This is a genomic window from Pantoea sp. SGAir0183, assembly GCF_043545505.1.
In genome coordinates this window covers 1,619,889-1,634,921 of the sequence record NZ_CP028053.1, presented here as the reverse complement: position 1 = coordinate 1,634,921, position 15,033 = coordinate 1,619,889, and the positions used below count along the sequence as shown (strand labels likewise).

General features: G+C 52.3%; 16 protein-coding genes and 2 tRNA genes. 9 read left to right on the top strand and 9 right to left on the bottom strand.

Going from position 1 to position 15,033, the window contains the following annotated elements; all coding sequences use genetic code 11:
- Positions 1-425 precede the first annotated feature (425 nt).
- Both C1N59_RS07675 and C1N59_RS07670 read left to right on the top strand, forming a co-directional pair.
- Positions 426-501 (top strand) — tRNA-Asn (locus C1N59_RS07675).
- A 249-nt stretch (positions 502-750) separates the two neighbouring features.
- A complete protein-coding gene (locus C1N59_RS07670) occupies positions 751-1,152 on the top strand; it encodes a hypothetical protein (protein ID WP_324030381.1) in 402 nt (133 codons plus the stop codon).
- 270 nt (positions 1,153-1,422) lie between these two features.
- Here C1N59_RS07670 and C1N59_RS07665 read toward each other — a convergent pair whose 3' ends face one another.
- Positions 1,423-1,893, bottom strand: a complete 471-nt coding sequence (locus C1N59_RS07665; RefSeq protein WP_039338077.1) for an Lrp/AsnC family transcriptional regulator — start codon at positions 1,891-1,893, stop codon at positions 1,423-1,425.
- Between the two features lie 261 nt (positions 1,894-2,154).
- On the opposite strand from C1N59_RS07665, the gene C1N59_RS07660 reads away from it, so the two are divergent.
- From C1N59_RS07660 to C1N59_RS07645, 4 genes are all read left to right on the top strand, one after another.
- A complete protein-coding gene (locus C1N59_RS07660; protein WP_289367368.1) occupies positions 2,155-2,781 on the top strand; it encodes a LysE family translocator in 627 nt (208 codons plus the stop codon).
- Between the two features lie 147 nt (positions 2,782-2,928).
- Entirely contained in the window at positions 2,929-3,576 is a 648-nt protein-coding gene (locus C1N59_RS07655) for a TetR family transcriptional regulator (protein ID WP_039338080.1), read from the top strand.
- 64 nt (positions 3,577-3,640) lie between these two features.
- Positions 3,641-5,023 carry a D-arabinono-1,4-lactone oxidase gene (locus C1N59_RS07650; RefSeq protein ID WP_162286476.1) on the top strand — a complete coding sequence of 461 codons (1,383 nt, stop codon included), beginning with the start codon at positions 3,641-3,643 and terminating at the stop codon, positions 5,021-5,023.
- A gap of 17 nt (positions 5,024-5,040) precedes the next feature.
- Entirely contained in the window at positions 5,041-5,871 is an 831-nt protein-coding gene (locus tag C1N59_RS07645; protein ID WP_394550509.1) for a glycosyltransferase family 8 protein, read from the top strand.
- Positions 5,872-5,943: 72 nt separating this feature from the next.
- Here C1N59_RS07645 and C1N59_RS07640 read toward each other — a convergent pair whose 3' ends face one another.
- Positions 5,944-7,065 carry a Gfo/Idh/MocA family protein gene (locus C1N59_RS07640; RefSeq protein WP_394550508.1) on the bottom strand — a complete coding sequence of 374 codons (1,122 nt, stop codon included), beginning with the start codon at positions 7,063-7,065 and terminating at the stop codon, positions 5,944-5,946.
- A gap of 306 nt (positions 7,066-7,371) precedes the next feature.
- On the opposite strand from C1N59_RS07640, the gene C1N59_RS07635 reads away from it, so the two are divergent.
- Positions 7,372-7,447 (top strand) — tRNA-Asn (locus C1N59_RS07635).
- Between the two features lie 125 nt (positions 7,448-7,572).
- Here the strand turns inward: C1N59_RS07635 and C1N59_RS07630 are convergent.
- The 6 genes from C1N59_RS07630 to C1N59_RS07605 form a co-directional block, all read right to left on the bottom strand.
- Positions 7,573-7,842, bottom strand: a complete 270-nt coding sequence (locus C1N59_RS07630; RefSeq protein WP_033740406.1) for a hypothetical protein — start codon at positions 7,840-7,842, stop codon at positions 7,573-7,575.
- Between the two features lie 65 nt (positions 7,843-7,907).
- Positions 7,908-8,159 carry a SymE family type I addiction module toxin gene (locus tag C1N59_RS07625; protein ID WP_033740409.1) on the bottom strand — a complete coding sequence of 84 codons (252 nt, stop codon included), beginning with the start codon at positions 8,157-8,159 and terminating at the stop codon, positions 7,908-7,910.
- 666 nt (positions 8,160-8,825) lie between these two features.
- Positions 8,826-9,662, bottom strand: a complete 837-nt coding sequence (locus tag C1N59_RS07620; protein WP_033740411.1) for a hypothetical protein — start codon at positions 9,660-9,662, stop codon at positions 8,826-8,828.
- 36 nt (positions 9,663-9,698) lie between these two features.
- Complete coding sequence (locus tag C1N59_RS07615; RefSeq protein ID WP_394550507.1) at positions 9,699-10,181, bottom strand: Hcp family type VI secretion system effector; 483 nt, start codon at positions 10,179-10,181, stop codon at positions 9,699-9,701.
- Between the two features lie 31 nt (positions 10,182-10,212).
- Positions 10,213-10,695, bottom strand: coding sequence for an Hcp family type VI secretion system effector (locus C1N59_RS07610; protein ID WP_039338087.1), 483 nt, complete (start codon positions 10,693-10,695; stop codon positions 10,213-10,215).
- A gap of 462 nt (positions 10,696-11,157) precedes the next feature.
- Positions 11,158-12,180: an LLM class flavin-dependent oxidoreductase gene (locus C1N59_RS07605; RefSeq protein ID WP_394550506.1), complete on the bottom strand. Its 1,023-nt coding sequence runs from the start codon at positions 12,178-12,180 to the stop codon at positions 11,158-11,160.
- A gap of 269 nt (positions 12,181-12,449) precedes the next feature.
- Here C1N59_RS07605 and C1N59_RS07600 point away from each other — a divergent pair, with 269 nt between their 5' ends.
- Positions 12,450-13,364, top strand: a complete 915-nt coding sequence (locus C1N59_RS07600) for a ketopantoate reductase family protein (RefSeq protein WP_162286472.1) — start codon at positions 12,450-12,452, stop codon at positions 13,362-13,364.
- A gap of 92 nt (positions 13,365-13,456) precedes the next feature.
- On the top strand, positions 13,457-14,515 hold the full coding sequence (locus C1N59_RS07595) for a LacI family DNA-binding transcriptional regulator (RefSeq protein ID WP_033740416.1): 1,059 nt from the start codon (positions 13,457-13,459) through the stop codon (positions 14,513-14,515).
- Positions 14,516-14,587: 72 nt separating this feature from the next.
- Here C1N59_RS07595 and tmaR read toward each other — a convergent pair whose 3' ends face one another.
- Positions 14,588-14,914: a PTS system regulator TmaR gene (tmaR, locus tag C1N59_RS07590; protein WP_033740422.1), complete on the bottom strand. Its 327-nt coding sequence runs from the start codon at positions 14,912-14,914 to the stop codon at positions 14,588-14,590.
- Positions 14,915-15,033: the final 119 nt, after the last annotated feature.

The following is a 15,033-nucleotide window of genomic DNA, read 5'->3' as shown; positions in this document are numbered from 1 at the left end:
TCCGTGGATGGCGCAACGCCAGCCTTGTGCGGTGCGTTTGTGGCTGTGGTAAGGAAGACGTAGCACGCTATCGCTTACCGATATGCTGTGGAAACCTGTGGCGCGAATGCACTCGACGTGAATGAACAAAAGCAGGCTATGCACGTTTATCAAAAGCTGGGCTTTGCCATCATGGGCCGCCTGGAACAGGATGGTCAGGCTAATCCGTTTCCTTTATTGCATAGGCATCGATGATGCGGGTCGCACTCACCTGTCCGGCATGGGTGCTGTGATAAAACCATTTTATGGATGAAGAAGAGCAGGAATGCGCAAAGTTGCGCTTGAAACAACCAGAATGCTGAATCCTTCAGCAAACAGACTGCCCGGCGCGAAAACCGCTTTGACTCAGTAAGATCAGTCCATTACTATGCGCCCTGTAGCACGATTCCTCTGTAGTTCAGTCGGTAGAACGGCGGACTGTTAATCCGTATGTCACTGGTTCGAGTCCAGTCAGAGGAGCCAGATTAGAAAAACCCGCTCAGGGAAACAGGAGCGGGTTTTTGTTAGTCTCTTAAACTCTCTCTGCGCCCGAACAGTCGTTTCAGTCAACACCGGGTTGTCAAGATAAACCGCTTCGCTCTCCAGTATTAAACCATTCACTCGCTGTTCGCTAATATAAAACACTCGTTTATCAACGGTTTATAGACCGAAATATACGCCGGGTGCTAGTGTTTCGCCTTATAACAAAAATATTAACCCTTGAGGCGATTAATGAGAAAGCGTGTGCTGTATTTTGCTTTAACGATGATATTGACAGGATGTGTAGCCCGTTCTCATGAACCCGATCCACTACAAGTGCAGCTTGCCAGTTACGGTACGCTGCCAGACACTTATAAAACGGATGTCAAAAATACGTTTTATTATCATCTGAAAGATCCTTACAGCGCGCATTATCGTTTTTTTAAACCTTTTAAAGGATATACCTGGGTAATGAATGTGCCCGAAGATAAAGAAGAATTGATGTTTGGCTGGGTCATCCCCGGCGTGATTAATGCAAAAAACAGTTTTGGCGCTTATGTCGGCGCGCGCAGATTCGTGGTGATTTATTCAAATGGTCAATACCACAATCTTTACTACACGAAAGGCACGAAAAAAATCGGGCGGGCACCTTAAAACAGCATTCAGTTTTCTGAACCATTAACACGCCATCGTCAATGGCGTGTTTTTCAAATCACAACGATAAAGGCGCAGAGTTTCGCGGAATGAATGCCCATTGTGTCGCCTCATATTACCTCTGCCCACGCCAGAGACATCAAAATGCCTTTTATGGCATCCCGGCTTTTCCGTCATTTCCTGTTCATTATAACTGTCGCGTCAACGCTACGTTAAACGCGGCTGAGTCCGGCTGCATCACAGATGCTGCATAAGATTCAGCCGGTCATATCAGTGTGAATTTTTAACCGGATAAGCGGTCAGCGGTTTGATCTCTTTAAGCACAAACATACTTTGCATCTCTTTAATGCGCGGCAATCTGCGTACTACAGACATGGCGAACTCCGCATAAGTTTCAAGATCGCTCGCCACAACCTGTAGCAGGAAATCGGCATCACCACCGATACTGTAGCAGGCCACCACATCATCCAGCGCCGTGACCTGTTGCTCGAATTTTTTTGCCTCATCCTCGCTGTGGCAATCAATAACCACACGAATAAACACCATGACCCCGGCGCCGATTTTTTTGCGGTCCAGTACAGCCCGGTACCCCTGAATGACGCCCTGCTCTTCCAGCCTGCGCACTTTACGCCAGCACGGTGAGGCAGACATACCAATCTTGTCAGCCAGTTCCTGATTAGTAATACGGGCATCGTCCTGTAAAACACGCAGGATTTTCATTTCTGTCTTATCAAGCAGCATACCGGTCAATTCCTTTCGCTACATTTCGTTTATGAGGTTAATTCTTGCAAAGAATACGATAAATGAATGTGATTGAGACAGCCTATTTCTGTCTCGCCAGGACATACTGTTTTCAGGTGCTGTACAAGGTGCAGATCAAAAGAAATGGCCGGACAGGGCAGATTAAGGCGGCAGACGAGTCCGGGTTGTCCTCGTCGTGCCGCTTTTCATGGCCAGCCTGTCTGGATTTTATCCCGAAATAACATTTATGAAGGAAAGACGATGCCTGCGATAACAGAATTACTGCCTTATATACTGGCGCTGGGTCTGGCCGCGGCCATTCCCGGCCCGGGCATGACAGCGATCGTGGCCCGTACCCTTAACGGGGGCTCTCTGGCGGGTTTTGCTGCGCTTGCAGGCGTGATAATGGGCGATTTATTTTATTTGACGCTCGCCGTATTTGGCCTGGCCGTTGTCGCTCATACCTATACCGGACTGTTTACACTGATTAACTGGGCTGCGGCGCTCTATTTAGCTTTTCTGGCCTGGCAGTTCTGGTCTTATCAGCCGCATTCCATCACGCTGGACCAAAAGGTGACGCACAAGCAACTGACTTCTGCCTGGCTGTCAGGCCTGACCATCACACTGGGCAACCCGAAAACAATCGCGTTTTATCTGGCCATATTACCGCTTGTGATATCGCTGGAGAGCATATCCTTAACATTCTGGGCAGCCAGACTGGTGCCCGTTACCGCAGCGGTACTGCTGATGGTCGGGGCCATGTTTATTCTGGCGGCAGTAAGCGTTCGCGCATTACTGACCAGCCAACGTGCACAGCGCATCATGTTTAAATCGGTCGGCGTTATCATGCTGCTGGCCGCCATCGGTATGATACTGAAAACGCTTTAATGCCGTGACCGATGTGACACGGCCTCCCGTGCGACGTCAGAACAGACTGATTAATCTTCATTTGCTCTCGGTATAAGTAACAGCCCTGATCCGCTGTGGTAACATCTTGCCCTTACCTTCTCGTTAACAGGCGCCCTGTTGAGCACTATGTCAGACACTACGAAACGCAAAAATGATCCTGAAGGACTTAAAAAGCGCATTCTTGCGAGCGCACTGACGACCTTTGCTGAGTTTGGTATGCAAGGCGCCCGTCTTGAGCAAATTGCTGAAAATGCCCAGACGACTAAACGAATGGTGGTTTACCATTTTGGCAATAAGGAACAGCTCTATATCGATGCGCTGGAACAGGTTTACCAGCAGATCAGGGAGCATGAAACTGGCCTGAATCTGGCCTCGCTCGCCCCTGAGCAGGCCATCATAAAACTGGTTGAAGCCAGCTTCGATTACCATGTTTCCCACCCGGATTTTGTGCGTCTGATCTGTATGGAGAACCTGTCTCGCGGCCGCTACATCTCGCAGTCTGCCCGTCTGAGCCAGCTGAACCGCAGTGCGCTGGACTTACTGGACGATATTCTGAGCCGGGGACAGCAGCAGGGACTGTTCATCAAAGAGATCGAGACACTGGACGTCCATCGCCTGATCAGCAGTATTTGTGTGCATCAGGTCTCCAACCGCTTCACCTTCAATACGCTGTTTAGTCGGGACAAAAATGAAGACGAGATCATCCGTCGTAATCGCCAGCTCGCCGTCACGGCAACGCTGCGCTACATCGGATGCTCACGCCACGCGTCCTGAGCGCTGAAAAGGATAGTCTATGCTTAAGTGGTAATAACAATATCACTTAAGTAAGGAAAGCAGCTTGAGCAGAGACGCCAGCCTTTATCCGCTTCGCCAGACGCAGCGTGAACCTCATGACAATACACTCTGGAACTGGGCGCAAAACGCGCCGATTGGTACACAACAGCAGGTAAAACGCCCTGCCAATGAGGCGGCTTTGCAGCAGTTACTGCGCGACACTCACAACACAGTGCGCGTTATTGGCAAAACCTACTCACCCGGCAGAATGCTGGCTGTGCATCCCGACGATCTGTTGCTGGATCTGAGCGCCTTTACCGGCCTGCTCCGCAGCGATGCTCACAGCGTTACGTTTGCAGGCGCCACACCGCTCGAACAGATCTACAGCACCTTGACAGACATGGACCGCATGCTGGCCTCTTCGCCGGGCGTGATCTCCGTGCAGACGCTGGCCGGTGCGATGGCAACCGGTACGCACGGTCAGGGTCTGCAGCAAAGCTCCATTGCGGATGAAGCCGAGCAGATCCGTCTGGTGCTGAGCGACGGCTCCATACGGGAGCTGTCGCGCGGTGACGACGATTTTGCGGCGGCGCTGGTGTCGCTCGGCACCCTGGGCATCGTGACCGAAGTGACGTTGCGCACCCAACCGTTCCGCATCTTCACCTGCCACAAGAATGCGGTTTCGGCGGACAACCTGGAAAGCGATCTGCTGCGCTGGAATGAGGATTATGCACTCAGTAAGGCCTGGTGGTTTGTTGACGATAACATCATGCACGTCTGGAATGCACATCAGGCCAGCTACGATGAGATCCAGCGTTACGAGCAGTCGGGACGCGAAGTAGTAGAACATGCCGATGAAGGTGATGACAGCCTGAACGATACTATCGAACAGACGCTGGAGCACATGCATCGCGATACGCAGATTCACGGTAAAGGCGGCAAACAGTTCCGCACTGTGACTCGCTTTCGCGACTTTACCGATGTCACAGGCGACATCTACCAACTGTTCTGTCGCGGTATCGCCGTGCCGCAGATCAACGTTGAAATTGGCGTTCCGCTGGCGCGCACGCCGGCGATCATCAGCAAGATCAAACGCTGGTATGCCGAAAATCGTCCGCACATGCACTATCCGATTATCCTGCGCTGCACCGGTGCCTCATCCGCCTGGCTGAGCCCCGCCTTCGACCAGCCCACCTGCTTCTTTGGCTTTGTCGTTTATTACGCGGATGATGGATCGCTTTCTGAGGCCGGCCTGCACTTTTTAAGCGAGGTGGAGAAACTGCTGGCCGAAGAAGGTGGGCGTCCGCACTGGGGTAAATATTACGATGCCTCGCTCTACCACTGGCGGGATCTTTATCCGCACTGGGACCGCTTTCGCGCCCTGCGTGAACAACTTGATCCGCACCACCGCTTCAGCAACGACTATACCGCTGCACTGTTTAAATAATTTAAAAAAGGGATGTTATGTTTGCCTGGGTAACGTTACTGACGCAACCGGATTATCTGGTGGGCGTGAAAGCGCTGCACCGTTCACTGCAACAGACGAAAACACGCTGGCCACTGCTTGTGATGGCCACCAATGCTATCAGTGACAGCGAGTGTGAAGCCCTCAGGGATGAGGGCTGTATTATCCGCCGGGTTGATCCGCTTTATCCGAATAATGATTTGAATCAGCACTATGCCTCTGAACGCTTTGGCGAGGTCTGGACTAAGCTGCGCGCCTGGCAGTTGACCGAGTATCGGCGCGTGGTATTCCTGGATGCTGACATGCTCATCTTAAAGAATATGGATGAACTGTTTACACTGGACCTGGGTGACTTCGTGCTGGCCGCCTGCCACGCCTGCCGCTGTAATCCCAACCAGATTGAGTCCTATCCTGACAGTTGGGAGCCCGAGTTCTGCCACTATACCTGGCAGGAGCGCGAGCAGACGCCGCCGGCCCATGTGGATTATTACCTGAACGGTGGATTCCTGGTGCTGGAACCGGATGAGGCTGTCTTTAACGATCTTGAAGCGCGTATTGCTGCCATTGATGACCTGCGCGCCTATGCCTTCTCAGAACAGGACTTGCTCAACGAAGCTTTTAAAGATAAATGGCTGCCCCTTTCCTATATTTATAATGCGCTAAAAACGCTTCGTTTTCAGCACGATACGTTGTGGGAATGTAAAGAAGTGAAGAACCTGCACTACATCCTGGCGAAGCCCTGGGAGCGGGATTTGTCACAGCCGGTGAGCCAGCGTGACCGCTATTACGCGATGGACAAGCTGTGGTGGGACAAAGCGTCTGACTGCTGATAACAACGTGCGCCTGCCTGTCCGCAGGCGCACAGGTTCCCGTCTGTGCATTAAAGTATGCTGTAACTACTATCAGACTTCCTGCCAGCACCGTTCTGTGGCGGACAGCGCAATCGCCTCCAGCACCTTTTGTACCTGCAAACCTTCGGCAAAATCCGGCCACATACGATCGCCTGCGGCGACGCCATTAATCAGATCGCGTATTTCCACGGTCTTTTGATCGTTAAAGCCGATACCGTGGCCTGCTGACACACAGAAACTGGCGTAATCCGGATGAGCAGGCCCGGTCAGAATCGTTTTGAAGCCCTGACGCCCTGCGGGTTCATCATGAAGATAGAGTTCAAGCTCTGCCATCCGTTCCTGCGTATAGCGCAGCGTGCCTTTAGTGCCCGTCACCACATAGGTCAGGCCCATCTTGGCTCCGCAGGCAATGCGCGAGGTTTCAATCACGCCGTGCGCCCCGTTCTGGAAACGCAGCAATGCGCTGGCCTGATCTTCGTTTTCAACCGGTAACTGACGACTGAGATCTTTCGGGTCAGGACGCGACCTGATGACCGTCATCATATCGCCGCTGACTTCCACAATATTGCCGACCAGATAATGCGCCATATTAACGATATGCGCAGCCAGATCGCCCAGGGCGCCCAGTCCGGCCAGTGCTTTTTGGCAGTGCCAGTCGAGCGGAGTGTCAGATTTTGCCAGATAGTCCTCATTGTGCGTGCCATAAAAGTGCACCACTTCGCCGATTTCGCCTCGGGCAATAATCTCTTTCGCCAGCTGACTGGTGGGGTTTTTCATGTAATTGAAGCCCACCAGCGTTTTCACGCCGGCCTTTGCCGCGGCTTCCACCATTTCCCGGGCATCCGCTACGGTCAGGGAAAGCGGCTTTTCGGAATAGACATGTTTACCGTTAGCAATCGCAGCCAGCGCCATCTCTTTATGCAGAAAATTGGGCGCACAGATATCCACCACATCAATATTGGGATCGCACACCAGCTCACGCCAGTCACCGGTTGAGCGGGCAAACCCAAAGGTGGCGGCCTGCTTTGCCGCCAGTTCCGGATTCACCTCTGCCAGCATCTCACGGACAATCTCCCCTTTTAACGCAAACACCGCAGGGGCCTGGGCATAAGCAATCGCATGACAGCGGCCAATGTAGCCACTGCCGATCATGCCGATTCTGACTTTGTTCATTTAGACTCCGGGCGGACAGCGAAAGTTGAAATGAAATTTAAATTCCATTTATTAGCATTTCAAACTAAAAATGAAATAAATGTGACGAACATAAAGAACAATCGTCACTGTCCAGTCCAAGGCGAAATTTTACGCGGAGGGGGGTTTCTGTTTACGCAATAAGAAACCCTGTGAAGCCGCTTGTTAGCGTTAGCGATACGGCACAGCGCACAGAGTTGGCGAGTATTTCAGCAATCAGACACTTTTATGAAAAAGAGCTTTGACAAGCCTGCACGACGTCGATAATATGCGCCCCGTTCAAACGATTCCTCTGTAGTTCAGTCGGTAGAACGGCGGACTGTTAATCCGTATGTCACTGGTTCGAGTCCAGTCAGAGGAGCCAGATTTAGAGAAGCCCGCTCAGGGAAACCTGAGCGGGCTTTTTGTTTTGGGAATGGCGTGAAATACGCAACAATCCAGGTCGCGTTACCGCGCAGGGAACTTAACGCAGGCGCTGCTCCGGCTGCGCTACTTCTTACCTACGATAAAACCCGCTACCGCGCGTAAGCCATCGATGATCGGCATCGTTGCCGCCCCCGCCAGGAAGTCCTCGTAATCCGCCTGGTTACGTCGGCGAATATCCGCAAAGCGAGCGAGTGCCTTTTTCTCACTGGACGCACTCACCTCCTCAAATTGCTTTTCATAGCCCTGCGCAATGAGCTGGGTAGCGTTGTCTGTAGACGATTTTTCCAGCACGACAATCTGCTTACCCTTTTGGAAAAAACAGTAATGTGGCATGTCAGGCTCCTTAAACGGGGCGGTTGATTCTGTAACTATAAACGGTGGTGAGAGCAACACAACCCTTAACGCGCTCGGGAAAGGTTCTCTTCTGACTCCGGTGTCTCGACCTGCAACACGATACAGCCTTTGCTGATCTCTGCCCTTACCTTCGTCCCCGTCTCGAATCCCAATTCACGTAACCATTTGCCACTAATGTTCAGTGCAGGTGTGCTGGTGTCCCCGAATTTAGGTACATAACCAACTGTATAATGTCGCTGGGTTTTAAATGAGGCCGCCGTAAGTGCAGCGTCAGAAGATCGGGCATTCATCGTCATTTGCAAGCTCCTGGTCAATAAGGTGAGTCCATCATTCGCGAGGCCATTTGACGCGATACAGGCCGGATGAGGCTGTATCTGCTTCTGGTGCACCAGCACCGGGTTTGCGCCTTCAGACAGCCCGCTTACTGTTTATGTCTGCAAGACATCAATGAGTTACAAGAGTGCCGACGCGCTGATATCGGGAGGTTTTCTTACTGGGCTGGTCCCGCTATCGGGTCTGACAAACGCTTGTAAACCATAACGATTTTAGCGGATGACAACAAGTCAGGACCTGGAAGCTAACTCGCATAACGTTGACAATATTCTGCTGTCTGTCCCGTCCGGCCCTGCGGCCGACTGTTAATGCGCCTCCAACGCATACTGCGCGCCAACTGACACGCCGTATGCGCGAATGGTTAATGTGAATGGTGGGAACTGAAGCCTGACTTTTGGCAGGCGCAAAGCAATACCGTTTACCCGGGCGGAAAAGCGCGGGGTAACCTTTATCCGCGCAGGGTAACTTATCTGAGAAGTGAGTCGGTAAACGCAACATCCAGGGCGTGTGCTTTAACCGGTAAGGTGGTCAGTCTGCTTACCTTTATCAAGACATGAATTCACCGTCCGGCACGCTAAGCGGGCTTGCCGTCTGAATAGCGTTGCCTTCAGACAGCTTTTCGCCATTCCTTACGGGAATTTTAAGTTAATCAGATTACTGTACTGCGTGCGTGAAAGAGAAAGGGGTGCCTGGTTTTTAAAAAAAACCTTCACAAACTCGGCACTCGTGCCATACAGCTCCACACGCTGATATTCATGGCGGATAAATTGCTGAAGGATGGGCGTCATGTCCCGCGCATGATCCTGGGGCCAGGCGTTATGGGATGCCACGGTTTGCTCAAAGGTGAGGGGCGTACGCATTTGATCGTCGGGTTTAAAATTAGCGCGTTTACGCTCCGCTTCTGTTTTGAAGTCTTCAAAGGCTTCATGTGCAGTATTAAAGAGATCCGCGAGTGCTTTGATATGGGCAGCCATCTGATTAACGGCAACGGTTTTTTTGTTGACGAAGTAGACGCCTACCGCAGAAAAGAGTGCCGCCAGTACAGGAAGAGAGCCCCGTCCAATAATACTTCCAAGCCCCTGGTAAGCGGACCATAAAACCACACCTGTAGCGCCAGTAGAGCTTGATATCGCACCTGTCGCAATCGAACTTGCCTGCTGAACTCTGACGCCGCCAATACGATTGTCAAGGTGCCGAATTTCTCCGCCAGGCCTCCTGACTGAAGCCGACTCTTCGTTCCAGGTTTTATAACGACGGTTATTATCTTCTTTATAATTCGACATCGCATAAGCAATCTGGCTGGTATCGGTTTTACTCAGCCGGGCGATTTCCGCTGGTTCAAACGATCTGACTAAAATCAGCGCTTCATCAAGCACCTCTTTGGACAGAAAGTTAGCGGAACCCGCAGGATTAAAACGAGGGTCCGTAGTCAGGCCCTCAATAAGACTCACTTTTGGAAATGCCATAACGCCCTCACTTTTTGCTGCCGCCCGACGAAGTCATTAGTTTTCTTTATTTTGTTTAATATCCCAGCCCATCTGTACGGAAGCGGCTTTCGTTCCCTGAGAAGCCTGTTCCCAGTATTCCAGTGCCACTTTGCTGGCCTGAAAGGAATATTGCATACCCAGCGTTGACGCGTGCCCGACGCCGGTGAAGTCAGTCTGTGTCACCAGGACATCCTCAAGTGTGATGCGGGTATACTCCACTTCCTGTCCACCCGCCTTGCAAACGGACAGCTGAACTTTCGGCAGATGTTTACCACTGGCGCAATATTTCACTAATGCAGGCGTGGCCTTATCAATTAAGGCCTCAACGGTTAAATCGCGGTAATTTACTTTACCTGCTCCCCCACCGCCGCCAACGGCCGTATTCCCTGGCTGCTGCGCGCCCCAGTCAAATGAAAGTACATCAATCCATTTTTTATGATTCGCATTTTGCGACTCACCTTCAATCCCGTCTATCTTCAAAAATATATCAATAGCCATTTTTCACCTTTATATTTACGGGCAGATTAACTCAGCTCTCTTTATTTTGTTTAATATCCCAACCGGCTTTGCTTTCCGCACCTTTAGTCCCGCTGGCGCTTTGCTCCCAATAGCTGGTAGAAACTTTAGATGCCTGAAAGGCATAGTCCACAACAATAGTGTCACTTTGCCCGATACCGTTGAAATTTGTTGCGGTGACCAGAACATCTTCCAGCACAATTTTTGTGTACTCAATCTGACTACCGCCAGCTTTGCAAACCGACAGTTCAACTTTTGAAACATGCTTTCCGCTGGAACAGTATTTAAGAATGGCTGGCGTGGATTTATCGATTAAGGCTTTGATCCGCAGATCGTTAAAACTCACTTTCCCCGCGCCACCACCGCCGCCAACAGCCATATTGCCGGGTTGTGAAGCCCCCCACTCAAATGAGAGTACGTCGGTCCATCCTTTATGTTTACTGTCCTGTGATTCACCTGTGGTGCCTTCAACTTTCAAATAAATATCGATCGCCATTCTTTTTTCCGGTTAGTTTGGGGTGGGACAAAAAGCACGATGCACATCGCCAGGCTGAGACATTTCGTCAGCATCAGTGCCATCTTAAATTCAGGATAAGCACCGGCCTGTCATTTCTGTTCGCTATAAAGTGGAAATAAAAAGATGACTGCGTTATTCACGCAGCAATTAGGGATAGTTAATCAGGCAACGATTCTTTCTACGCCCTTTACTCATTAATAAAATTAACATGAGTTCATGTCAATTAATTTACAACGCGCATGATTTTATTGAGATAAATCCGAAAGAATTATTCTTAATAAGAAATTGTGTCGCGACGAAATAGTTTTTTAAAAATAAAAAAACGGCATTCACTGCTACGTAACCGGGAGAGAAGACAGGACATCAGGATGGAAAAAGAATGAAAAACCCCGCGCAATCCGGACTGCGCGGGGCGATTATTCTCACAGAATCAGTTAGCGTTTAACGCCAGCCTAATTCAGGAGCGACATACTTCAGAATCGCTTCAATCACATGGGCATTATATTCCACGCCTAACTGATTCGGCACGGTGAGCAGCAAGGTGTCCGCTTCGGCAATCGCCTGATCTTCTGCCAGCAGTTTGATCAGCTTTTCGGGTTCAGCCGCGTAACTGCGACCGAAAATGGCGCGGGTTTTCTCATCCAGAAAACCGACGGAATCCTGATCCTGACCACTGCGACCAAAGTAGGCACGGTCCATATCATTCACCAGCGCGAAGATACTGCGGCTGACGGAAACCCGCGGTTCACGTTGATGCCCTGCCGCTTTCCAGGCGTCACGGTAGGCGCGAATCTGTTTGGCCTGCTGGATGTGGAACGGCTCGCCGGTTTCATCATCTTTCAGCGTCGAGCTTTGCAGATTCATGCCCATTTTCGCTGCCCATACTGCGGTGGCGTTGGAACCCGAGCCCCACCAGATACGCTCACGTAAGCCTTCCGACAGCGGTTCAAGACGTAGCAAGCCCGGTGGATTGGGGAACATTGGCTTGGGATTCGGTTTAGCAAAGCCTTCGCCACGCAGCGCATCCAGGAACACTTCCGTATGGCGACGGCCCATGTCCGCATCCGTCTCGCCTTCCTGCGGCACGTAGCCGAAGTAACGCCAGCCATCAATCACCTGCTCGGGTGAACCACGGCTCAGTCCCAACTGTAAGCGACCGTTGGAAATCAGATCCGCAGCGCTGGCATCCTCCACCATATAAAGCGGATTTTCATAGCGCATGTCGATCACGCCAGTCCCTATTTCAATTTTTTTGGTGCGTGCACCGACCGCAGCCAGCAGCGGGAACGGCGAGCTGAGCTGACGGGCGAAGTGGTGCACACGAAAATAGGCCCCATCCGCGCCCAGTTCTTCCGCTGCGACGGCCAGGTCGATAGATTGCAGCAACACATCCTGGGCAGAACGCGTGGCGGACTGCGGCGAGGGCGTCCAGTGGCCAAATGAGAGAAAACCAATCTTTTTCATCTGTAACATCTCCTGGCGAAAGACGGGTGCTTTCGCATGATAAACATCGATGAAATAAGGTTACGCCAGCCATGTCATGAGGGATAGTGAATATACTTAAGCACTATATTCAAGATTTTTGACATAGGTCGCGCTCAATGGAACACGATCAATGCGCGATTCTGTGCCCATGCGGAATGTAATAATGCTTGCGGGCAGAATGGGTTTTAACGCATAACTAAACTTTCTGTCCTGCATCTGGACAGGCGCGTTTAACAGAGGGAAAAGGGATGCGTATTTTACTGGTAGGTGCGGGTGCAACCGGCGGTTATTTTGGTGCGCGGCTGATGCAGGCCGGGCAAGATGTGACCTTTCTGGTCCGTGAAGGCCGTTTCCGTCAGTTACAACAAACGGGCCTGGTGCTGCAGACCCCATCAGGGCAGGAAACGCTGCATCCGACGTTGATCACTGCCGACAGGCTGGATACGCATTACGACTTAATCATCATCACGGTCAAAAGCACCGGTCTGGATCAGGCCATCCAGGACATTGCGCGGGCTGTCGGTCCGCATACGCTGATCATGCCGATCCTGAATGGCATGCGGCATATCGATACGCTGGTCACCCACTTTGGTGCCGACAGGGTGATCGGTGGGCTGTGCAAAATTAACGCCACGCTGAACGACCAGGGCCATGTGGTGCAGTTAACGCCTCTGCACCAGATCTGTTACGGCGCGCTGGATGGTAATAATGATGCCCGGCTTCAGCAGGTTGATGTTGCCCTTCGCAGCAGCGTTGTCGACACAGTTTTTACCGACAATATTATCGGTGAATTATGGGAAAAATGGCTGCTGCTGAGCACACTCGGCGCCGTGTGCTGCCTGGCGCGGGGGAATACGCAACAGGTGCTGAACCAGCCAGGCGGCGAGATGTTGCTTCAGGGCATTTATAGCGAAGTGCTGCAGATTATCTGTGCTGAGGGCTACCAACCGCGCCCGGCAGTGACCGCCAAAATCTACGCGCTGCTGAACGACCCGTCGACGCCGATGACCTCCTCAATGTATCGTGATTTGACTCAGGGCTTTGCGATTGAAGCCGACCCGATCATTGGCGACCTGCTGTTACGTGCCAGCCGTCATGGCATCACTGCACCGCTGTTGAACGCGGTCAATGTCAACCTGCAGATCTATCAACAGAACCGTTAAACACGGATGTGATGAGCACGCAGCCACGCCGTTGCACGACGCGTGGGTAACGGAAATTTGTTACACTCGCTGCCTCATCTTTTGGAGGAAGAATGACGTCCCGCTCTGTGACCCTTGATGATGTTGCCCAACTGGCGGGCGTTTCCTATCAAACCGTTTCTCGTGTGCTTAATCGCTCTGAGCAGGTTTCTCCCCGTACCCGCGAAAAAGTGGAAGCGGCGATGCAACAGCTCAACTACGTTCCCAATCGGGTTGCGCAGCAGTTAGCGGGTAAAGCCACGCGGACCCTTGGCCTGGCCACCAGCAATCTGGCGTTAATGGCCCCAGCGCAGATTGCCTCGGCAATACAGCAGCGCGCCGCCAGAGCCGGCTACCATTTAGTCATTGCCATGGACAGCGCGGACGATGCCGAAGCCACGGTGAATGAACTGATGGCGCAGCGCGTTGATGCCGTACTGATTAATATGCCGCTTGAGGCCGCCGACGCGGAAAAAATCCGTCGTCTGTGTGGCAAAAAACCGGTGCTGTTTCTGGATGCTGAACCGCACGCCGTTGTGTCTCATTGCCAGTACTCCAATGAAAAAGGGGCGCGGGCTGCGGTTGAGCATCTCGTCGCGCTCGGACATACGCACATCGGCCTGCTGAATGGTCCGGTTCGCTCGGTATCGGCCCGTCAGCGTGAAGCGGTCTGGCGCCAGGCGCTGGCCGGGCACGGTCTGTCTCCCTGTTGTGTGCTGCGCGGCGACTGGAGTGCCCAGTCGGGCTACCAGGCTATGCTGTCTCAGTTACCGGACGCGCTGCCCCAGGCGCTGCTGGTAGCGAATGATGAAATGGCGCTGGGTGCCATGCGGGCATTGCATCAGCATGGCGTGGCGATTCCGGCTGAAATCTCCATTGTCGGCTACGATGACACGGCAGAAAGCGCCTGGTACCAGCCGCCGCTGACCACGATTCGTCAGGATCTCCAGCAACTGGGTGCCACGAGCGTGGAGCAGGCGCTGGCCGCGCTGCAGGGGGAAGCGGTCGCATCACGGACGCTGGAGCCGGTACTGGTCGTGCGGGAAACCACCGCCGCGCCGGCCAGCAAAGACGCAGACTTATCCGCGCTGGCCCGTCAGTTACAGCAGATTGCCCGCAAGCTGTCCCGCTGATCGCGGACGCAAAAAAACCCGCCCAACCGGATGGCTGGAGCGGGCTGGTTATCCGCGATAATACGCGTTGCCTTATGGCGTTTTCGTCTCGCCCACGCCCATGGTCTTGAGCTTTTTAGACAGCTCGCGGCGCTCTTTAGACAGGTCAGCGTTTTTGATGATGTACTCATCCACGCGATCTTCATAGTCAGCACGCATGCTGGCGATGATTTCCTGAATCGCCTCAACGCTCATGCCGGGTTTGATGTATTCGCTCAGGTTATCCAGCAGCAGCACACGCTTTTGGTTGTCACGAATTTTCTTCTCATTATCGACGATTTCACGCTGCAGTTTGTTCTTGCGGCGGAACGTACGGACAAACTCAAGTACGTCCTGAAATGATTGCTTGGCATTTTCCATGATGGCACCTTTCTTTAAGCCTGCTAAAGCAGGGAGAGAGTCAAAACGATCAGCTTAGCGGCCAGCCAGCCTTGTGGGCAATTCTCACAGCTAAATTCGGACTGGCTCTTATCTTAGCG